Origin of the sequence: Catenulispora sp. MAP12-49 (genome assembly GCF_041262705.1) — a bacterium.
Taxonomy (GTDB): Bacteria; Actinomycetota; Actinomycetes; order Streptomycetales; family Catenulisporaceae; genus Catenulispora.
Map to the genome: position 1 here is coordinate 57,805 of NZ_JBGCCP010000013.1, position 20,499 is coordinate 78,303.

Sequence of the window (20,499 nt, forward strand, 5' to 3'; positions counted from 1 at the left end):
AGGTCGTCAGGTCGTCAGGTCGTCAGGACAGCAGCATCTTGATATAGGCGTCCAGCCGCTCCTCCACGGCTCGGGTCGTCAGCTCCGGCCTCCCCGATTCCCGCCATGCCCGGGCGATGACGGCCACCTCTTCTGAGAACGCCAGCGGGTCCCGCACCATCCAGTACGACCGCTCGCTCGCGTCCGCGGCCAGCACGCCGCCGGCCTCCTCGTACGCCTCGGCGAACCGCCGGCCCCATGCCGGGCCGTGCAGCAGTGCGAGGTTGGTGCAGCAGTGCGCCACATCGAGATCTGCGGGACCCCACGAGGTGGCCGCCCAGTCGACGACCCCGGTGATGTGCGTGTCGGCCGGACTCGATGGCAGCACGCCGAACAGCACGTTTCCCGGCTGGAAGTCGCGGTGCAGGAATCGCCCTTGGTAGGGCGGAGCGGGTCTGCGGATCATGTCGACGGCGGCGGCCCACGCCGCCAGGTCGGCGTTCGTCGGTACCACGACGCTGTCGGCGGTGGTCAGCGTCACGTACCCGGGGGGACGTACTGCGGGCCGTAGTGCGTGGATCGACACCAGCTGACGCGCCAAGAGCGGCACCCGCGTCTCCACCCCGCCGTCGGTGAGGACCGTCCGGCCCGGCAGACAGGTCATGAGGAGCGAGGGATATTCGCAGTGGGCGGCGGTCGGATCGACGGCGACCAGTCCGGGAGCCGTCACGCCGGTCCCGGCAAGCTGTGTCAGGGCACCGGCTTCCCTGGTCAGCGAGTCCTCGGCACGCTCCCTGTGAGCCGGTTCGACGAACGATCGCAACACCAGCTCACGGGTGTCCCCGTCCCGTGTGACGATGGTCAGCTTCCGGATCTCGGCGGTGATCCCGCCCTGCAGCTCCTCGACGCCGACGATCTGCTCGCCGGTGTGGAGATGCTGCTTCACCCATGCCAGCGTCAACGGCCGAACCGTCAGTCGAACCGTCATAGGAGCAGTTCCTCGAGCTCGCCGAGCCGGCCGAACAAGACGGGCAGGCCACGCACTCCGTCGCGCACGGACTCGTGCGACAGCGCGAGGCCGGGACCGGTGGCCGCCTCGACGCCCGCCAGGCACCGCAGGATGTTCCACCTCGTGTGTCCCAACCAGCCGCCGATCATGTGCGCGAACCAGCTCGGGCCCGAGGGCGGCAGCACTCCGCCGCCGGCGGCGTAGCCGTCGAGGACCGAGGCGAAGACGGCGGGCTCGATGCCGTCGAGGCCGGGGCCCTTCGCCAGGCTCAGCGCGGTCGAACCGAGCTCACCGGACAGGTCGAGCAATCCCGACAGCTCCCAGTCCAGAACCACCGGCCGGCCCCGGCGGGCCAGCAGGTTCCACGGCTGGATGTCTCTGTGGGTCAGCACGACCGGGCCCGGCCGTTCGCAGGTGTCGACGAAGCGGGCGATCGCCTGGAACGTCTGGACCCGGGCGGCCAGCTCCTCGGCCCAGGGCTGTCCGGTCGCCGCCGCCCGCGCCGCGAGCTCGGGCCAGTCCCGTGCCACTGGTTCCTCGACCGGCCCGGCGCTCCAGGCGGCATCGAGCGCGTGGATGCGCGCGAGGATCTCTCCGATCTCGAACGCGTACGCCGCCGACACCGGCGCTTCCGGCACCTTCTCGCCCTCAACCCATCGATGGACGAGCGTGCCGCGGTCGGCCGAGATCGGCTCCGGCATCGGGATGCCGGCGGCGAAGGCCGTCCGCTCGAACGCGAACACGTCCTCGCCGTGATACGCCCAGCGGCGGTCGCCCAGGTTCAGCTCCTTCACCGCGAACGACCCTTGATCGGTGTCGAGCCGGTACATCCGGTTGGCGAACCCGCCGTGGACGCGGATCATCGGGCCGACCGGTGCGCCGAGCTGCGAAAGATCCACCTCCGCATGCTAGGTCCGACGACCTGTCGACGCACCGGGCTTTCCCGGGCGGTGGAGCTACATACACCCAACGAACACCATGTAGGGCCATCGTGCGAGCACGTCCCGGCTCGCAGACTTGAGGCATCACCTCAAGCCATCCATCTCGGGGAAAGAGAATCGCTATGCGTTCCCACAGCCGTTCCCACAGCCGTTTCCGTCAGCACGCCGCGAAGTCCGTCGCGATCGGCGCGGCGGGCGCCTTGCTGCTGACCGTCGCCTCGGCCGCCTCGGCCACCGTCGCGAACGCCTCGACATCCGGGCCCGGTGCGTTCGAGCACGGCCGGCAGCACCACGAGCCCGGCCGGTTGTTGTCCGTGACGGAGGTCGCGGCGCTGTCGCCGGATCAGGTGCAGGCGGCGGTGGTCCCGTTCTTCGGCGACACCAAGCGGGTGCGCTATGCGGTCACCGACTACCGCATCACCTACAGCACCGTCGATCCGCAGGGCCGCGCGACGACCGCCAGCGGCCTGGTCGCCCTGCCCACCGGCGCCGGCGACCGGCTGAACGTCATCTCCTACGACCACGGCACCAACCCGACCCGCGACGCGGTCGCCTCGGTCACCGCGGGCGGCGGCGACCGGGAGGCCGTCGAGCTGTTCGCCTCGGCCGGCTACGCCGCCGTCGCCCCGGACTACCTCGGACTGGGCACGGGCCCCGGCGTCCATCCGTACATGGATCTGGCCTCTGAGGTCACGGCCTCGGAGGACATGCTCACCGCGAGCCGCACCCTGGCCGGCCAGCACGACACGAGCCTGAATCCGCGGGTCATGGTCACCGGCTTCTCCCAGGGCGGCGCGGCGGCGATGGGCTTCGCGCACGCGATCCAGCAGGGCCAGGCAGGCACTTACTGGCGCCTGGGAGCCGTCGCACCGATGAGCGGCCCCTACAACGTCCGTACCGCTGAGATCCCCGCGCTGCTCAGCAACTCGCTCAACCCGGAGAGCGAAGTGCTCTACATCTCCTTCTGGACCGTGGCGATGAACCGGATCTACCACTTCTACGCCAACCCAGCGGAGGTCTTCCAGCAGCCGTACGCCTCGATCGTCGAAGGCCTCTACGACGGCGACCACTCCGAGCAGGACATCCTGTCGGCCCTGCCGAGCAACCCCGCAGCACTACTGACCCCGCAGTACACCGCACGTCTCCAGCACCCGACCGGCGCCCTGCTGACGGCGATGACGCAGAACGACGTCTCCTGCGACTGGCACCCGGACGCCCCGACGCAGATCTACGCCGCCAACGGCGACGACGGCGTCGCCTTCGCCAACGCCCAGCAGTGCCAGGCGCAACTGGCCGCGCACGGCGACCGCGTCAAGCTGATCGACGTCGGCAACGTCGACCACAACACCTCCGCGGAGCTGGCCACGCCGCAGGTGCTGGCGTTCTTCAGCGACGCGGCTGACAGCGAGCGCTAGGGCCGTCGCCGTCGCGGGGTCCCACGCCTGATTCGGGCGTGGGACCCCGCGACCGCTTTCGGCTATCTCAGCGTCCCTCCAACCCCTTCACGTTGTCCCCGAACGTCCATCCCAACGACCCGTCCCAGTTGATGGACCAGGTCATCAGTCCCTTGATCTGGCCGCCGACGCTGTTCCACGCCTGGGAGACCAGCGAGGGGGTCATGTAGCCGCCGCCGGCGCCGGGCTGGGCGGGCAGGCCGGGGACCTGGTGGTCGTAGGGCACCTTGATCGTGGTGCCCTGGATGGTCAGGCCGTTGTTCAGGCACTGGGTCTGGACCTGGAAGCCCTGGACTGTGGCCGCCTCGTAGGAGTCGCCGGAGCAGCCGTACATGCTGCCGTTGTAGTACTGCATGTTCAGCCACCACAGGCGGCCGTTGTCCATGTACTTCTTGATGATCGGCAGGTACGCGCCCCAGATCGAGCCGTAGGTCACGCTGCCGCCGGTCACGTAGGCGGTCTCCGGGGCCATGGTCAGCCCGAAGTTCGACGGCATCTGCGCCAGCACGCCGTCGATGATGCGCTCCAGGTTCTGCTGCGAGGTCGACAGGGTGTTGATGTTGCCGCTGTCGGTCAGGCCGGTCTCGATGTCGATGTCGATGCCGTCGAAGTTGTACTGCTTCAGGATCGGCACGATCGTCGCGACGAACTTGTCGGCCGCGGCGCTGGAGCTGAGGTCGACGCTGGCGGTGGCGCCGCCGATCGACATCAGGATGGTCCCGCCGGCCGCCTTCTCCGCGCAGTAGTCGGCCGGAGAACCAACCTTGACGTTGGTGTCCATGCCGTCCTGCCACTCCACGGTGCCGTCCGAGAGGATGACCGGGAACGCGGCGTTGATGACGTTGTACCCGTGCTGCTGGATCCGCGGGTCGTCGATCGGGATCCAGCCCAGGCCCGGGTGCACGCCGTTGAGCGCGCCGTCCCAGTTCTCCCAGTAGCCCTGGATCACCTTGCCGGCCGGGCGCGACTTCACCGGACAGGTGCTGCCGCCAGGCGCGGAGGAGGAGCTGCTGGAGGACGGGCTGGTCGGCGTCGAGCTGGTCGGGCTCGTCGGCGTCGTGGGCGTGGTCGGTGGCGTGGTCGGGGTGGTCGGGGGCGTCGTGGGCGTGGTCGACGGCGTGGTGGGCGTCGTGCTCGGCGTCGTCGGCGGCGGTCCGGCCGGCCCGGTCAGCGCCAGGTCGTCGGCGTAGTACACCGGCTCGGCGTACCAGCCGTGGAGGTAGACCTGGACGGAGGTCTGCGACGCGCCGGTCGTGAACGACACCGACAGCTGCTGCCAGCTGGTCGCCGACGGCGTCCACGTCGAGGTACCACCGGTCACGCCTATGTAGACGTAGGACCCTTCGACGTACCCGGAGAACGTGTACGCCGTGTTCGGCTGCACCGACACGGTCTGCGTGCACTGGGCGTTGTCCGAGCCGGAGGGAGTACCGGCCAGCGCGTGGCTGCCGGAGTGCACCGGGCTGGCGACGACGGCTCCTGTACCGGCGTCGCACGTCCAACCGGACAAGTCCCCACTTTCGAAGCCGGGGTTGGTCAGCAGGTTGCCGGACGCAGCCGCCGGGGCCGAGCCCGGGGCGGCGGTGGCGTCCGTCGCGAAGCCCGCGGCAGCTCCCGCGAGCGCGAGCGCGCCGGCCGCCGCCCCTGCTGAGGCGAGAAGTTGTCGGCGGCGAGAACTGAGATTCCTGAGCATCAAACGTCCTCCAGGCAGCACTACATGGCGAGTGGGCGGATACGCCTGCTGCTCCGGAGCTGCGGCTAGCACGCAGATTGGACTAGACCTGTGGGGCTGTCAAGACGTCTGCGCTTGACCGTTTCCGGCGGAGGTACGAAAGGGCAGCACTCTGCTCAGCGCGCCAGCGGCGACACGGTCCCGCCGATGTCCAACACCCCGGTGATCGCCGGCGCGGCAGCGCTCGCGGCGGGCAGCGCGGCGGTGTGATCGGGTACTGCGACGGTCGCCGAGCCGACTTGCAGCGAGGTGACGTGCCGCGACCCGGCGACCAGCAGGTACTGCTTGCCCTGCGGCGAGCGCCACCGGGTGTCGGCGACGATGTGCTGCGAGAAGCGGCTGCACGCGCGGCCTTCGGCCTCTGATCCGGTCTGCTGCGCGGGCGCGCTGCCCGGCGGCAGGAAGGTGGTGGCGGTGGAGCCGGTGCCGTCCCAGCGGTCGGCGCGGGTGCAGATCCAGGTGGCCGTGCCCGCGGACCGCGGCGTGGCCCTTCACCCGGTCGATCTCGGCTTCGTCGAGCTGGATGTAGGGCAGCGCGGTGCGCGGGTTGGCGATCACGCCGCGCAGGTACAACGCGGCCTTGAAAGCGCCCAGCGCCGAAGAAGCCCGGCCCATGCGCTCGGCCCCGCCCACGCCGACCAGCTCGAACAGGCGCATCAGCCGCTCCTGCTCCTGCTTGGCCGCGTCCCAGTCGCCGGCCTGCGCCAGCGCGTACAGGCGGGCGTAGCCGTGCGGATCGACGTTGCCCAGGCCGGGCACGACGCCGTCTGTCCGCCGAGCTCGGCATCACCGGCGGTCCGGCCACCAGTCCGGCGGTCGTGGCGAGCTTCGTGCGCATCAACGCCGGCGAGAAGCTGGCGACCGACCCCGAGGCGACCTCGGAGCTCTACTACGTGCTCTCCGGACGCGGCTGGTCGGAGATCTCAGGACGCGTCGTCACCTGGGAGAAGGGCGACGTCCTCACGCTCCCCGCGCACACCCGGCGACCCACCACGGCCTCACCGACGCCGCCCTGTACTGGGTCACGGACGAGCCCCTGCTGCGCTACCTCGGCGTCACCCCGAAGACCGCGCGCTTCCTGCCGACCAAGTTCCCTCGCCGGCGCCTCACCGACGAGCTCGCCGCGATCGCCGGCCGTCCCGGTGCCAACGCGAAGAACCGCGTCAGCGTGCTGCTGGCCAACGCCGAGCAGACCCAGACCCTGACCATCACCCACACTCTCTGGGCGATGTTCGGGCTGCTCCCAGCCGGCCAGGTCCAGCGCCCGCACCGGCACCAGTCGGTCGCCCTGGACCTGATCCTGGACACCCCGGAGGGCTGCTACACCCTGCTCGGCGACCGCCTCGACGAGCGCGGCGAGATCGTCGACCCGGTGCGGGTGGACTGGGTGCCGGGCGGCGCGTTCATCACCCCGCCCGGCAAGTGGCACGCGCACGTCAACGAGACCAGCACCGACGCGCACCTGATCCCGATCCAGGACGCCGGGCTCCATACTTACCTTCGTTCCCTGGACATCCGTTTCAGCGACCGGCGCTGACGGCTCTGTCAGCACACGAACGTGTCAGCACGCGAACCGGCAGCACGAGAGAGGCGGCGATGACCGACCCCGGCAAGGCCTCAGCAGCCGACCGCGCGTACGCCTACACCCGGCAGCAGATCCTCACCGGCGCCGTCGCGGCGGGCGATCTGATCAGCGAGGGCGAGACCGCCTCGGCGACCGGCCTGAGCCGCACGCCGGTGCGCGAGGCGTTCCTGCGGCTGCAAGGCGAGGGCGCGCTGCGTCTGCACCCCAAGCGCGGCGCGCTGGTCGTCCCGGTCTCTGTGGCCGAGATCCGGCAGGTGCTCCAGGCGCGCCTGCTGATCGAGTCCTTCGCCGCCGAGCAGGTCATCGCCGCCGATGCCGGGACCCGCGCCGCGTTGGCCGCGGAACTCGCCGCCTCGATGCGGCGCCAGCAGGACCTGACCGCCGCCGGCGACCACGCCGCCTCCGTCGCCGAGGACCGCACCTTCCACGAGCTGATCGTGCGCGCGGGAGGCAACGATCTGCTGGCCGACTTCTACGACGTCCTGCGCGACCGGCAGCTGCGCATGGGCAGCCACGCCCTGCGCCGCACCGCCGAGCGCCGGCACAGCATCGCCGCGCAGCACGCCCGTCTGGCCGAGCTCATCGCGAGCGGGAGCGCCGAGGAGTTCCGGCAGGCTGCTGAGGAGCACCTGCGGGGAACGCGGGAGGCGCTGCTCGGGCTGCCGGTGTGATGGCGGTGTGATGGCGGTCGCCGCTGAGACGTTTCCTTTGCCAGTAAGGGTTTCAGCTCACGGTTCTACCTCGGCGACGAACCCCGCGAGCGCCGCCGCCCGCCGAACAGCAGCCCTGCACCGAGCACCAGCATCGAGACCGCCGCCGCCGACAAGTCCATACCCGTACGCGGCAGCGTCGGGAGACGCGGCGGCACGTGCGGCGCGGGCCGCTTGTGCGGAGGGGTCGGCGGGCCCGGCGGCGGGGGCGGCGTCGGGGTGCTTCTCGGTCAGGGTGCAGGTCGTCGGGCCGGTGAAGTACTGGCGGGGGAAGGCGCCGGAGGTCTGGCCTGGGGCCAGGGTCAGCGTGGCCGTCGTGCCGTCCTCGCAGCTGAGCTCGAGCACGGCCGGGCGGGGGCGCGCAGGCCGGTGTCACCGGTCGTGGTCTTGGTGATGTCCAGCGTGCTGTTCAGCAGGGCAAGTTGGTCCGCTGCGGTGGAGAGACCACGATCCCGCGGTGCCTCCCGCAGCGGCGGATAGACCATCTCCGATTTCCCTCTCCTGCGCAAGGGGTATCTGGATGTTCATATAAACAACCATGACACAGGCGGCTACGGGCAACCCGGGCCGCGCCGCCGACCGATCCCCTAGCCTGGATTTTCGGGCCCGGGCGAAAGGCATGTGGTGCGGATGGTTCCCAGCTCCCCGGCGAACTCCCCGACCGCGTCGACACCGGAGGTGAGCCCCGAGCGTGCGGCAGCCCTCGGCCGGCTGCAGTACCTGCTCGACTCGGCACGTCCGGTCGACATACCGGTCGTCGCGTCCGCGCTGTCGGAAGCCGAGCTCGCCGCGGTCGTCGAGGCCTCACGGGGCCGACTCAGCGCTCCGCTGCGCGAGTACGTCCTCGTCCATGGGCCCTCCCGCGCGCTGGTCGCGCTGGCCCGCCAAGTGCTGCTCCACGGCGACCGGGACAGATACACCATGGAACGTCTTCTGACGCGCTTCGACGAGGAAGTCGACGCGGTGTTCTTCGAGAACGAGTCCTTCACGTTCAGGGAACGGGAGGCCCGCGACATCATCCTGCGAAGGCGCAAGGGACCCGACGGCCACGCCGTCATCGCTCCGCGGATCAAGCAGAAGCTGCTGGACGCCGTGACCGCAGCCGACGGCAAGCCCGGCGAGCCACTGATATCCCAGCTGGCCGTCGCCGACGATCCGGACCTGGTCCGGGCCCTGCTGCCGTTCGCCGGCCGGCTCAACGCACGCCGGGCGGCGACCGTGATCGCGACCCTGGCGGCCCACGGCCTGAAGAAGGAGGCGAGACGGCATCGCGCGCTGTGGGCGGGCCGGGGTCGGGACTTCACCGTTCTGGGATTGCGGCGCTTCGCCAAGCCGTCGGCCAAATACGTGCCGCATGACAGGTTCGACTACGCGTGGAATCGCATGCCGACACCCCTGCCCGCGGACACATACGGCAGGTTCGTCGGCGCCGACCAGTCGCCGCCCTCGGCCGACCAACTCAAACGGATCCGCGATGCGGCGTTGTTCTCGCTGCGGACCGGGACCATGGCGGCCGCCGACGTCCTGGAGCACACCCGCCCGGCCGCGCTCACAGTCGCGCTGGCCGCCGGCGAGTCCGACGACCCCGAGCGGCCGGGGATGCGACGAGCCGCGAACGATATACGGGCCCTTATCGCCGAGCGCGCCGCTGAGCGGTTCGCCGATGACCCGAAGGGCTGGGCCCAAACCATCACCTGGGTGAACTACTACCAGGGCACCCTGCCCGAACTGCTCGCCGATCCGGATTCGGCCCGCGATCGGAGCATCTCGCAGCATTTCAGCTCCCGCCTGCACACCGACCTCGACGCCGCCAACGTCCTGCTCGCGATCGCGCCTCCCGACATCACCCGGCGCGCCCTGCTCACCGAGAACATGGAGGCCACCATCGCTGACCTGGCCGCTGGGACCCCGTTGCGCCGCGTACTGGTCGAGCACGTCCTCACCCGCGGCACCGTGCCACAGCGCCAACGACTGGCGGCCAACGAGGCCACCCCCGATTCGGTCCTGTCCCGCCTGCTGGAACGGTCGGAGAAGACAGACATCGCCATCACGGTCCTGCACCGCGAAGAGGTCGGCCGCGACGTCCGCGACATCGCGTGCACCAAAGCTCGGCGCGGACTCCCCCTGAAGAACTGGATCTCGGATCGCGCACACGACGATCCCGGAGCGGCGCTTCTGGCGCTGAGCGCCAAGGCGGACCATCCGGACTTCATCCTCAACGTCCTGCGCTTGACCATCAACGATTTCGACGGCGGCGGCCGGATCGCCGCCTACACGCTGCTGGCCGACGTCGTCGGCTTGGAGGCCGTATGGGCGCTGGAGCTGGAGACCACCGGAAACCTCGAGGCGATGGCACCCTATGTGCGCGCCACCATGGCCACCGGCGACACCGTGCCGCTGATCGAGGCGGTCCGCGAACACCCTCTCCGCTCGGCCGAAGCCGACGAAGTCCCGACCTCGCCGTCACGCACGGACGAAAGCCTCGATCGGCAGCTGGACCGACCGCTGGAGGACCTGATCCACACCCGCCTCGACGGCCGCACCGACCGCTGGCTCGAGCTCCTCGATCTGTTGCAGGCCCGGCCTGAGGCTTCCGACGAAGAGCTCATCGCGGAATTCGACGCCGGCACCGCGGATCGTGGCGGGCGTTAGAACTCGGGAACCTCGTGCGGAACATGGCCGAGTTGGCGCAGGAGACCATACAGATCCGTCTCACCCCAGAACTCGACGATCACCCCTTTCGCGAGCCGGTACGTCTTGCACACCGACATCGTCACATCGCGACCGGATCGGTCGTGGCGATAGGTGAGCGTGGCCGCGACAGTCACGCGGTCGTCTGCCGCGAAGAGGTCATCGATGCGCACACGACAGTCCGACAGACCGGGCGAGAGCACCGAGCCCGCAGGATATTCGCGACCCTGGACGTGGGTTCCGGCGCCGTGTACTCGCACGTCCTCGGCCACGATCTGCTCGAACTCGCCGACCTGGCGGGTCTCGAAGACGCGCAAGTAGCGCAGCACTATTTCAGTGTTCTGCGAAGCAGCCTCATCGAGGTTGCGGATGACATTCGCGGGAGCGTCCATTGCAAGACGCTACCCGACGTCAGCACGCAGCCAAGCTCCACCTGAGCCGGCCGACCGGCCCGAGCCCGGTGACGTCGAGCTCCAGCCGGGTCAGGCGGTCGCCCCAGATGTCGGTGAGGTATGGATCGTCCAGTTCCCGCACGGTCGCGGTGAGCGGCACCGTCGCCGGATCCCAGCGCAGGCGGGCCTTTCCGGCTCCTTCGAGCGCGGTGATCACTACCTGGTCTTCGCTCAGGTCCACCGCTCCGGCGACGATGAGGTGCACGCGCGTCGGCTCCGGGTCGTCGGCCGCATCGAGTTCCCACGCTTCGTCGACCGTGACCTGGCCGGTGGCGCGGTCGAGGCGGGCTTCGCGGCGCCAGCTGATGATGTCGGTCCGCGGGTAGGCTGCGGCGAGGTCGAGCGCGATCCCGGCGGCGGCGTCCTCGGCGAACGTGTCAACGTCGCGGGCCTGGAACTCGGCGCCGGCGGACTGCGGGGTGCCGCGGATCTCGGGGACGCTGTGCCACGAGCTCTGCATGGTCCAGATGCTGTAGCGGTCGGGGCCGAAGGTCTGCGCGGTATACGTCGGGCGGCCGGGGTCGACGATCAGCGGGATGCCGTTGAGGGCCACGACGACGGTGCCGACGTCGTTGTGGTTGTGGTTCTCGCCGTTGTGGCCGCCTTTGAGGGCGAGGGTCAGGCCGTGGGAGGAGCCGGTGGCGCGGCGGGCCAGGAAGACCTGTGTCGATGGCAGCCAGACGTCGCGGGGAAGCGGCGCCGACACCGCCTCGGAGTCACCTGCCACCTCCGACTCGCCCACAGCCCCCGACACCCCTACCGCGGCCCAATCGGCGTCTGTCAGAGTCCGAAGAAACCACCCCAAGCCCCCATCCACCCGAGCCAGCGGCTTCCCCGGCCGCCGATGGGTCGCCGCATAGGCCGCCGCCGACGCGTCCCCGGCCCGGCGAGCCGCGCGGTGCAGCGCGTCCCACGGCTGGACGGCCGTCGTACGCGCCTGCCCGTCGGCGAAGTTGAGGTGCCAGTCGCCGCCGAGGTGCATGCGGTGCGGGAAGGCGATCGTCTCGCGCAGTGAGTTCGGCAGGTCGCCGCCGAGTGCTCCGCCGCTCGCGTGGGCCAGGACGTCCAGCGCCTCCAGGGCCCGGCACGCCCCGAGCCACCAGTAGCCGGCGCCCTCGTCGATCGCGCCGTCGGGCGGGATGTCGGCCACGTACCGGTCCACGCCTTCGGCCGCCATGCCGACCAGCCGGTCCCTGGCCTCGCCCTCGGGCATCAGGACCAGGCCGGCGACCAGGAGGTTGCCGTGGATCCAGGCGGTCCAGTTGTGCGCGTCGCCGTGCAGGCCGAGCCAGTGCCAGTCGCGGCGGGCGACGAAGGGCGTCAGTACCCTGACGTCCACCTCGTGCCGCACGCGCGCCCGCAGGCCCGGTGCCCGCTCGTCGAGCTGCGCGCCGAGCAGGTGGTCGATCCACGCCAGCTGCGCGGCCACCTCGCCGGCCCCGAGATCCAGGTAGGGCCGCGCGATGTCCGGCACCATCCCGCCACGCTCGAACACGTCGTCGTGCGCCGGCCAGCACCATGTGCTCTGCTCGCACAGTAGGCTCACCCCGTCCACGACCGCGTCGATCCACCCCGGCTCGAGCGTCACCGCGGCCATCACCGCCGCCCGGCTCAGCCGCTTGTCACGCGCCCAGACCGCGTTCTCGTACTCGGTCCGGTCGCCGTCGCGGCGGAACCGGGCGAAGGCGCTGGCCAGCGGGACGGGCCACGGCCGAACCACGTCGGCCGCGGCCCGCTTGCGCACGGCAGCCAGCGTCGGCTGATCGAGACGCTCCGCCGACCACACACCGCGATCGCTCGCCGGCGGCACCGGCAACGAGTCCGACGGCGCCGCCAACAGGCCTGCCGGTGTGCTGTTCGGCATGCTTCTCCTCGTCGTAGGCGGCCATCATCCCGCCTCGACGGTCACGGATCAGCTGGTTTTCGCCGCGGCCGACGTCCTCACAGTGCCGGGTAGCTCGGGAACGAGCACGACGGCACGCTGCCGCTCCCCGATGTCGCAGTCACCGTGACCCCGGTACCCGTCGGTGTCAAGGTACTGTTGTAGGTTTGCACCGCCGCGTAATCCGCAGTGCTCTTCGACACATCCAGGTGCACGTTCTCCAGCGTCACCCCCAGCGGGTGCGAAGAGTTGTACCCGTTGAGCACCGACGTCGCGCTGGAGCTGGAGGACGTGGCCAGAACCCCGTTGATGACGATGTCGGTGAACGACGGGATCGAGGACCCGCTCCCGCTGCTGTAGTGCGTGTCCAGCACGATCGGCGCCTTCATCCCGCTCAGGCAGATGTTCGAGTACGTCACCTGCGTGACCACCCCGCCGTTGCTCGCCGAGCTCTTGATCCGGATCCCGTTGTCGCTGCTGCTGGTGATGCCGGAGCTGTCCACACCGTTGAGCGTGTCGTTCGCGAACAGGACGTTCTTCACCCCGCCGTTGGTCTCGCTGCCGATCGAGATACCGTGCGTGCCCCAGAAGGCGTCGTTCCGGATGGTCATGTTCGACGCGGCGCTGCCGCCCTTGATCGCGATGCCGTCGTCGCCGTCCTGGATGAAGGAGTCCGCGATGGTGACGTTCGTGGCACCGGAGGGGTCGATGCCGTCGGTGTTGCGGGCATCGGCCGGCGTCTTGATCCGCACGCCCCAGGCCGTGAACCCGTTGCCTCCCTTGTAGACGACGTGGAAGTTCGGCGAGTCAACCAGGTTCACGTGGTACATCGTGAAGTCGTTCGAGGAGTCGGCCTCGATCAGGCGTGGGTTCTGCTGGTCCTTGCTCTGCGACTTCGCCTGGTCGGCCAACTGCCACCAGGTGGTCGAGGACCCCAGGATGCCGGTGTCGCCGCGGCCGTCGATCGTGCCCTGGTGGCCGGAGGAGTTCTGCACGCCTTCGATACCGGCGTTCGCACCGGACACCTGGATCAGCGGCTTGCATCCGCCCTCGGAGGTGGCCAGGGTGCCGCAGGTCGGCTTGCCGGAGACCTGATAGTTCGCCGGATTGCGGGAGCCGTACAAGGTCGCGCCGCTGTCGATCAGCAGGACCTCCCCGGCGTGGACGGTCAGCGGGCCGCTGAGGAAGGCGCTGTTCGAGCCGGAGGTGACCAGCTTCACCGCGACGGTTCCGCTGCTGCCGGCGCACGAATCCAGCTTCTGCTGGATCCGCGAGGTGTCCGGCGGGTTCGATTCCTGGGAGGAGGAGAAGGTGCGGCCGGAGATCGTCAGCTGTGCCGACACCGTGGCGCAGACGGTGCTCGGAACGCTCGGCTCGGAGACACTGCGGCTGTCGCCGGTGGCCAGCGTGGCGGATGCCCTGCCGGCCGGCGCGGCCGAGGCCGGGGCGTCGAGCAGGAACGTCGCCGCCGCCGCGACGGCGACGCTGGGGGTCAGGCACCAGATCCCGATGGCACGGATCCGGCGTGCGGTTCGTGGGGACATGCGGTCAGGTCCTTCCGTTGACTGTCATGCGTCCGCCGACGAAGCGGAGGTCGGGATCGCCGTCGGGCAAAGGCTCGTGCTCGGCGAGGATTTCCTGTGCGAACACCTCGGCGTCGTCCTGCGGCCGATAGCCCAGGGCGAGCGCCGGAGCCAGGTCCCACCAGGCGCGGGTGTTCGCCGAGATGCCGTACAGGACCTGGAAGCCGAAGGACGGCGCGTGCAGTAACGCATCGATCAGCCGCACCGTGTCGCCCGGGCTCAGCCAGGTGGCCAGGCCCCGCTCCCCCGGCGGCCGGTCGAAGCAGCTGCCGATCCGCACGGCCGCGACGTCCATGCCGTACCGGTCGGCGTAGAACGAACCCAGCGCCTCGCCGAAGACTTTCGTAACCCCGTACAGGGAATCCGGGCGCGTTCTGACCTCGGTGGTCAGCAGCGAACCGGTCGCGTGGAACCCGACCGCGTGGTTGCTGCTCGCGTAGACGACGCGCGCCACCCCGGCCCGCCGCGCCGCTTCGAACACCTGGTAGGTCCCGTCGATGTTCGCCGGCAGCAGGTCAGCGAACGCGGCCTCGGTGGGGATGCCCGCCAGGTGCACGACGGTCTCTACGCCGGTCATAGCTTCCTGAAGCGCCTCGGCGGCGGCCACATCGGCGATATCCGCGATCGTCCAGGGCAGCCCGTCGGGCTCGACCGGTCCGACCAGGTCCAGGCAGCGCAGACGCCAGCCCAGCGGCGGCAGGCCGGAGCGCAGAAGGCTGCCGATCCGGCCGGCCGCGCCGGTCACGAGGACCGAGCTCGGGATCGGGCTCGGGACCGGACTCAGGACCGAGCTCACTGCGGGACTCCGTCGATCACCACGTCGGTCAGTCGCAGGTCACTGATGTTCGTCGCGACGTTGGCGGCGGTGAGCGGGCCGGTGACGGTGACGTCCCGCAGCCGGACGGTGCCGACCGGGTCGGTCGGGTAGCCGGCGATGTCCCAGCCCTGGGTCGCGGCGGCGACCGTCCAGTGGCTGAGGTTGATGTCGGTGACGGTCGGCGGGTAGGTGCCGGTGTTGCCCTCGCCGTAGTTGAAGTCGATGAGCAACAACGGTCCGCCGATGGCGCTCACGTTCACGCGCCAGACGTGGCTGCCCTCGATGAACCCGCCTCGCACCGAGTTGGTCTTCAACCGGTGCCCGGCTTGCAGGCCGGTGCTGGTCATCGTCAGGTCCCTGGCATAGACCTCGCGGACGCCGCCGGTCATCTCGCTGCCGATGGTGATGCCGCCGTGGCCGGCGGCGAAGGTGCTGTTCTGGATGACGACGTTCTGGCAGGGGACGTCGACGCGGCGGCCGTCGGCGTCGCGGCCGGATTTGATCGCCACGCAGTCGTCGCCGACGTCGAAGGACATGCCGTCGATCAGGACGCCGTCGCAGGACTCGGGGTCGCAGCCGTCGGTGTTGGGGCCGGTCGAGGCGACGGTGACGTCGCGGATCGTCACGTCGTGGCTCAGGGTCGGGTGCAGGTGCCAGAACGGCGAGTTGCGCAGCGTCACGCCCTCGACCAGGACGCGTTCGCACTTGTAGGGCTCGATGAAGGTCGGGCGGAAGTGGTACTTGGCGCCGTCGCGCTGAGCGACCGGGAGACCGGCGTTCACGCTGGCCTCGAAGGTGGTGAAGTCGGCGTCGCCCTGCTTCTTCCAGGCCCACCAGTTGGCGGTCGACGCTTGGCCGTCGAGCACACCTTTACCGGTAACACAGACATCGTGTTCGCCGTAGGCGTAGATCAGCGGCGAGTAGTTCATCAGCTCGATGCCCTGCCAGCGGCTGTAGACCGTGGGCAGGTAGGCGTTCGGGTCGGTGGCGAACAGCAGGGTGGCGCCTTCGGCGAGGTGCAGGTCGATGCGGGAGGCGAGGCGGATCGGGCCGGTGGTCCAGGTCCCGGGCGGGACGACCACGCGGCCGCCGCCCTTCGCCGAGGCCGCGCGGATGGCGGCGTTGATGCTGTCGCCGTGGTCGGTGATGAGGAAGTCCCGGCGCGGGATGCGGGGTCGCTCGATGGAGCGCACGATCCGGTCAGCGGCGCGGTCCGCCGCCTTGTCAGCGGCTTGATCGGTATCGCATTTCGGGCTCGTGGCGGCGCGCGCCGCCGGGCTCAGCGCGCCGGTGAGCGCGACGGTCCCGCCGACGGCGGCCAGGCGCAGCACGTCACGTCGGCTGGTGGGCTCCCGGCGGTTTGTGGGCTCCCGGCGGCTGGTGTGCTCGGGCATGTCAGGCCTCTTTCGTGGTCAGTCTGCGGACCTCGCGACCAGCTGGGTCGGGTTCACGAAGCGCAGCGCGATCAGGAGCAGCACCGCCATGGAGCCGGTGTAGACCACGGCCATGGCGTCGATGGACTGGGTCGAGCGGATGCCGGCGGAGTTCACGGCCGAGAACAGGGTCACCACCAGCGTCTGGCTGCTGGGTCCGGAGGTGAGGAAGGTCAGCTCGAACATGCCGAAAGTACGTACCAGCACCAGGATCCCGGCGGCCAGCATGCCCGGCAGCAGCAGCGGTCCGAGGATCCGTCCGAGGACGGTGTGCGTCCGGGCCCCGCACACCCGCGCGGCGGCCTCGATCCGCGGGTCGATCTGTTCGATGAACGGCGTCATGGTGAACACCACGAACGGGATCGAGGGCACCAGGTTGGCCAGGATGACGCCGGTCAGCGTCCCGGCCAGGTGCACCTTGTAGAGCATGGTGGCCAGCGGGATGCCGTAGGCGATCGGCGGTACGAGGATCGGCAGGATGAACAGCAGGTTCAGCGCCTTCTTGCCGGGGAAGTCGCGCCGGGCCAGCGCATAGGCGGCGGGCACGCCGAGAGCCAGCGAGATCGCGACGACCAGGAGAGTCACCTCGAGCGTGACGCCCAAGACGTGGCCGAGGCTGAACTCCTTCCAGGCGTCGGTATACCAGTGGCTGGTCCAACCGCCGGGAAGCCAGGAGTCGAACCAGCGGCTGCCGAAGGAGTTCAGGAGCACGGTGGCGATGACGCCGGCCAGGTTGAGGAGGAAGAAGGCGAGGACGGCCCAGGTGAGCCAGGTGCCGGGGCGGAGGGCGAGGTGGCGGGGGCGGTCGGCGGCGAGCCCGGGAGCGGGCAGGCTTGAGCCGGCCGGACCTGGTTCGGCAAAGCCTGCCGGGCCAGCCGGGTCGGGCAGCGATTCGGTCGGAGTACTCATCCCTTGCCTCCCGTCGCGCCCCGGTACATCCGCGACCGGGCCGCTGCGAGCGCGCCGATCACGGCCAGCATCAGGACCGTCATGATCATGGCGTCGGCGCAGCCCTGGGCGTAGTCGAAGCGTTCCAGTGCGGCCTCGTAGGCCTCGATGGAGATCACGTGTGTACGGCCGTCGGGATCGCCGACCATCAACGCCGAGGGGAACACCGCGAAGGCCATGACGAACGTCAGGCTGAACGTGGTCAGCAGCCCCGGCAACAGCAGCGGCAGGGTCACGTACCGGAAGCGCTGCCACCAACCGGCGCCGAGGGTGGCGGCGGCCTTCTCCAGGCTCGGGTGGATGCCCGAGAGGTAGGAGTGGGTCAGCAGGTAGGCGAAGGGGAAGCCGCTGATGATCAGTGAGAGCAGGACGCCGGTGTAGTTCATGGTCAGCTTCATCGGCGAGGCTGCCAGGCCCAACAGGTGCAGCGTCCGGTTGAACCAGCCGGCCGGGCCGAAGAACTCCAGGATGCCCTCGGCGGTCAGGACCGTGCCGAGGGTGATCGGCACGACCAGCACCGCGAGCATGATGCGCTTGCCCCGGAAGTCGCGGCGCATCCGGTACGAGATCGGGATCGAGACGCCCACGTTGATGACCGAGGCGGGGATCGCCAGGGAGAACGTGGCCCAGATCGACTTGCGTGAGAAGGGGTCGCTGAAGAAGCTCCGGTACGCGCCGAACACCCCGCCGGCCGTAGGTTGGAACGAGAGCTGCAACCCGTACAGGAACGGGTAACAGAACAGCGCGATCAGTGCGAGTGCTCCCGGCAGGACGAGCAGCAGGGTACGGTCTACGCCGCGTTCAGCCAGGCGGTGGCGCAGCGCCAGACGCGGTGGAGCAGTGGGTGGAGTAGTGGTTGTGGCGGCGGTCATGAGGCAACCGCCTCCGCCGGGAAGACCAAAGCTCGCTCGGCATCCACGGCGATGTGGAGCCGGTCGCCCGGGCGTACCGGCTGGTGCGCCTTCAGGTGCAGACGCCGCCCTTGGTCCGTGGCCGCCTCCACGTGCAGCACCCGGCCGTGGTACTCGACGATCTCCGCGACCGCCTCGCCGATCGCGGTCTCGCCCTCGGCGGCGACCCGCAGGTCCTCCGGCCGGATCGCGACCAAAACCTGCTGCCCGGCCGACAACGCGCCGTCGACCGGGGTACCAGCCGGGTTGCCGGCCCTGGTGCCCACCACCCGCAGCCCGTCCCCCTCGGCCAGCGCCGTCGTGCCCTCAACCGAGCTCGCCCGCAGTGGCAGCAGATTGCGATACCCCATGAACGCCGCCACGTGCGGATCGGCGGGGTGCTCGTAGAGCTCGGCGGGCGTGCCGATCTGGCTGACCCGGCCGTCGTGCAGCACCACCAGCCGGTCGGCCAGCGACAGCGCCTCCTCCTGGTCGTGCGTGACGTACACCGTGGTCAGGCCGAAGTCCTGGTGGATGCGGCGGATCTCGCCGCGCATGGCCAGGCGCAGGGCGGCGTCCAGGTTCGAGAGCGGCTCGTCCATCAGCACCAGGGCCGGTTCGGTCACGATGGCGCGGGCGATCGCGACGCGCTGCTGCTGGCCGCCGGACAGCTGCGCCGGGTGCTTGGCGGCGTGCTCGGTGAGGCGGACCAGGTTCAGTACGTCGGCGACGCGGCGTTCGGTCTCGGCCTTGGCCACGCCGCGCATCTTCAGGCCGAAGGCGACGTTCGCGCGCACGGTCAGGTGCGGGAACAGCGCGTAGTTCTGGAACACCATGCCGAAGCCGCGCTTCTCCGGCGGCAGCGTGTCCACGCGGCGGCCGTCGAGCTCGATCTCGCCGGCGGTCAGCGGCAGCAGGCCGGCCAGGCAGTTCAGCGCCGTGGTCTTGCCGCAGCCGGAGGGCCCGAGCAGCGCGATGAACTCCCCGCCGGTGATCTCCAGGTCCAGCGGGTGCAGGGCGGTGTGGGCGCCGTAGGCCCGGCTGACGCCGCGCAGCGTGAGCCGGCCGAGTTGGGAGGCGGGCCGGCGCGGGGGCGAGGCCTGCGGGGAGGGGGAGGTCGCGGCGGTCGTCGTCACTTCGCCGCGCCGATCTTCTTGTCCCACAGGTCGAACGCGGTGACCTGGGCCCCGGCGGGCAGCGAGTTGCGGATCGGGCCGGTGGAGGTCCAGGTGTCGAAGTCGGGGTCGCCGTACTTCTGGACGACCTGCTGCGAGGCGGCCGGGGCCTGGGACAGGGTCACGCCCTTGACCGCCGGGCCCGGGTAGAAGTAGCCCTGGTCGTACGTCGCAGCCTGCTGATCCGGGGTCAGGGCGAAGGCCAGCAGCCGCAGCACCGCGGTGAGGTGGTCGGCCGGGATGCCCTTGGGGATCACGCCGTACTGCGCGTCGCTGACCCAGGTCAGGTTGTCGAACTTGGCGACCTTCACCCCGGCCGGGACGGTGCCGGTGGCGCGCGGGTTGATGTACCAGCCGGCGGTGGAGGCGATGATCCAGACGGTGCCCTGCGCGATGCCGGTCATCGTCGCGGAGGTCTTCGTCGGGTAGCTCTCGACGTACTTGCCCAGCTGCGCCAGGTAGTCCCAGGTCTTGGCCCACCCGTTGGTCGGATCGCTCGGGTCGGAGTCGCCGAGCAGGTATGGCAGACCCATGAGAAAGGTGCGGCCCGGTCCGGAGTTGCGGGGCTGGGCGTACTGGAACCTGCCGGGGTGCGCCTGGGCCCAGGCCAGCAGGGCGTCCGGCGTGGTCGGGGCTGTGGCGACCTTGCCCGGGTCGTACTCCAGCAGCGGCCCGGAGGGGGTGACCACCAGTTCGATGCCCTGGTCCTGGGCGAGCGCGGCCATGGAGGCGGCGGCCGGCTGGTAGTTCGCCATCAGGTTCGGGAAGAAGGTGTCGTAGTAGGGCTTGAGGTCGTACCAGAGCTGCTTCTCGATCCCGGCGGCCAAGCCGTCGGTTCCGGTGAGCACCAGGTCGATCTGCACGTTCCCGCCCTGCTGCTGCGCCTGCACCTTCGGAGCCAGCTCCGGCGCGGTGCCGGTGCTGGTGGTGATGCCGGAGACGACCTCGGGGTGCCGGGCCTTGAACGCGTCCAGGATCGGCTGGGTCAGCTGCAGGTTCCCGGCCACGTCCAGGATGGTCAGCGCCACCGGCTTGGACGGCGCGGTGGCCAGCGTGCTCGGCGGCGCGGCCTTGGCAGAGCTCGACGATCCCGGTGCCCCGCAGGCGGACAGAACCGGAGCGGCGGCGGCGCCGGCGGCCAGCGAGCCGAGCAGGGTGCGGCGGGACATGGCTGTTTTGCGCACGGACATAGGGGTGTCCTTCGCTTGGTGTCGGTGC

General features: G+C 70.2%; 17 protein-coding genes and 1 pseudogene. 4 read left to right on the top strand and 14 right to left on the bottom strand.

Annotated elements, in window-relative coordinates:
* Nucleotides 1-22 precede the first annotated feature (22 nt).
* Nucleotides 23-967, bottom strand: a complete 945-nt coding sequence (locus tag ABIA35_RS23295) for a phosphotransferase family protein (protein ID WP_370359298.1) — start codon at nt 965-967, stop codon at nt 23-25.
* Nucleotides 964-1,887, bottom strand: a complete 924-nt coding sequence (locus tag ABIA35_RS23300; RefSeq protein ID WP_370359299.1) for a phosphotransferase family protein — start codon at nt 1,885-1,887, stop codon at nt 964-966. The genes ABIA35_RS23295 and ABIA35_RS23300 overlap by 4 nt, the downstream gene beginning before the upstream one ends.
* A gap of 164 nt (nt 1,888-2,051) precedes the next feature.
* On the opposite strand from ABIA35_RS23300, the gene ABIA35_RS23305 reads away from it, so the two are divergent.
* Nucleotides 2,052-3,344: an alpha/beta hydrolase family protein gene (locus tag ABIA35_RS23305; RefSeq protein ID WP_370359300.1), complete on the top strand. Its 1,293-nt coding sequence runs from the start codon at nt 2,052-2,054 to the stop codon at nt 3,342-3,344.
* A 67-nt stretch (nt 3,345-3,411) separates the two neighbouring features.
* Here the strand turns inward: ABIA35_RS23305 and ABIA35_RS23310 are convergent, their stop codons facing one another.
* Nucleotides 3,412-5,076, bottom strand: a complete 1,665-nt coding sequence (locus ABIA35_RS23310; RefSeq protein WP_370359301.1) for a glycosyl hydrolase family 18 protein — start codon at nt 5,074-5,076, stop codon at nt 3,412-3,414.
* Nucleotides 5,077-5,175: 99 nt separating this feature from the next.
* Entirely contained in the window at nt 5,176-5,874 is a 699-nt protein-coding gene (locus ABIA35_RS23315; protein WP_370359302.1) for a dihydrodipicolinate synthase family protein, read from the bottom strand.
* An 8-nt stretch (nt 5,875-5,882) separates the two neighbouring features.
* Between ABIA35_RS23315 and ABIA35_RS23320 the strand changes: the two are divergent.
* Nucleotides 5,883-6,652 (top strand): annotated as a pseudogene (locus tag ABIA35_RS23320) (cupin); the annotation flags it as partial.
* A gap of 59 nt (nt 6,653-6,711) precedes the next feature.
* Complete coding sequence (locus ABIA35_RS23325) at nt 6,712-7,371, top strand: GntR family transcriptional regulator (protein ID WP_370359303.1); 660 nt, start codon at nt 6,712-6,714, stop codon at nt 7,369-7,371.
* Between the two features lie 57 nt (nt 7,372-7,428).
* Here ABIA35_RS23325 and ABIA35_RS23330 read toward each other — a convergent pair whose 3' ends face one another.
* The gene (locus ABIA35_RS23330) at nt 7,429-7,755 is read right to left on the bottom strand and encodes a hypothetical protein (RefSeq protein ID WP_370359304.1); all 327 of its coding nucleotides are present in this window, start codon (nt 7,753-7,755) and stop codon (nt 7,429-7,431) included.
* A gap of 285 nt (nt 7,756-8,040) precedes the next feature.
* Here ABIA35_RS23330 and ABIA35_RS23335 point away from each other — a divergent pair, with 285 nt between their 5' ends.
* On the top strand, nt 8,041-10,062 hold the full coding sequence (locus ABIA35_RS23335; protein ID WP_370359305.1) for a hypothetical protein: 2,022 nt from the start codon (nt 8,041-8,043) through the stop codon (nt 10,060-10,062).
* Here ABIA35_RS23335 and ABIA35_RS23340 read toward each other — a convergent pair.
* The 9 genes from ABIA35_RS23340 to ABIA35_RS23380 form a co-directional block, all read right to left on the bottom strand.
* Nucleotides 10,059-10,493 carry an ester cyclase gene (locus ABIA35_RS23340; protein ID WP_370359306.1) on the bottom strand — a complete coding sequence of 145 codons (435 nt, stop codon included), beginning with the start codon at nt 10,491-10,493 and terminating at the stop codon, nt 10,059-10,061. The genes ABIA35_RS23335 and ABIA35_RS23340 overlap by 4 nt on opposite strands.
* A 19-nt stretch (nt 10,494-10,512) precedes the next feature.
* A complete protein-coding gene (locus ABIA35_RS23345) occupies nt 10,513-12,417 on the bottom strand; it encodes a heparinase II/III family protein (RefSeq protein WP_370359307.1) in 1,905 nt (634 codons plus the stop codon).
* A gap of 77 nt (nt 12,418-12,494) precedes the next feature.
* Nucleotides 12,495-13,979, bottom strand: a complete 1,485-nt coding sequence (locus ABIA35_RS23350) for a glycoside hydrolase family 28 protein (protein WP_370359308.1) — start codon at nt 13,977-13,979, stop codon at nt 12,495-12,497.
* A 4-nt stretch (nt 13,980-13,983) separates the two neighbouring features.
* Nucleotides 13,984-14,814, bottom strand: a complete 831-nt coding sequence (locus tag ABIA35_RS23355) for an NAD-dependent epimerase/dehydratase family protein (RefSeq protein WP_370359309.1) — start codon at nt 14,812-14,814, stop codon at nt 13,984-13,986.
* A complete protein-coding gene (locus ABIA35_RS23360) occupies nt 14,811-16,229 on the bottom strand; it encodes a glycoside hydrolase family 28 protein (protein ID WP_370359310.1) in 1,419 nt (472 codons plus the stop codon). Before ABIA35_RS23360 ends, ABIA35_RS23355 begins: the two co-directional genes overlap by 4 nt.
* An 18-nt stretch (nt 16,230-16,247) precedes the next feature.
* Complete coding sequence (locus tag ABIA35_RS23365) at nt 16,248-17,177, bottom strand: ABC transporter permease (protein ID WP_370359311.1); 930 nt, start codon at nt 17,175-17,177, stop codon at nt 16,248-16,250.
* Entirely contained in the window at nt 17,174-18,088 is a 915-nt protein-coding gene (locus tag ABIA35_RS23370; RefSeq protein WP_370345954.1) for an ABC transporter permease, read from the bottom strand. Before ABIA35_RS23370 ends, ABIA35_RS23365 begins: the two co-directional genes overlap by 4 nt.
* Complete coding sequence (locus ABIA35_RS23375; RefSeq protein ID WP_370359312.1) at nt 18,085-19,242, bottom strand: ABC transporter ATP-binding protein; 1,158 nt, start codon at nt 19,240-19,242, stop codon at nt 18,085-18,087. Before ABIA35_RS23375 ends, ABIA35_RS23370 begins: the two co-directional genes overlap by 4 nt.
* Entirely contained in the window at nt 19,239-20,471 is a 1,233-nt protein-coding gene (locus ABIA35_RS23380) for an ABC transporter substrate-binding protein (RefSeq protein WP_370359313.1), read from the bottom strand. Before ABIA35_RS23380 ends, ABIA35_RS23375 begins: the two co-directional genes overlap by 4 nt.
* Between the last annotated feature and the right edge of the window lie 28 nt (nt 20,472-20,499).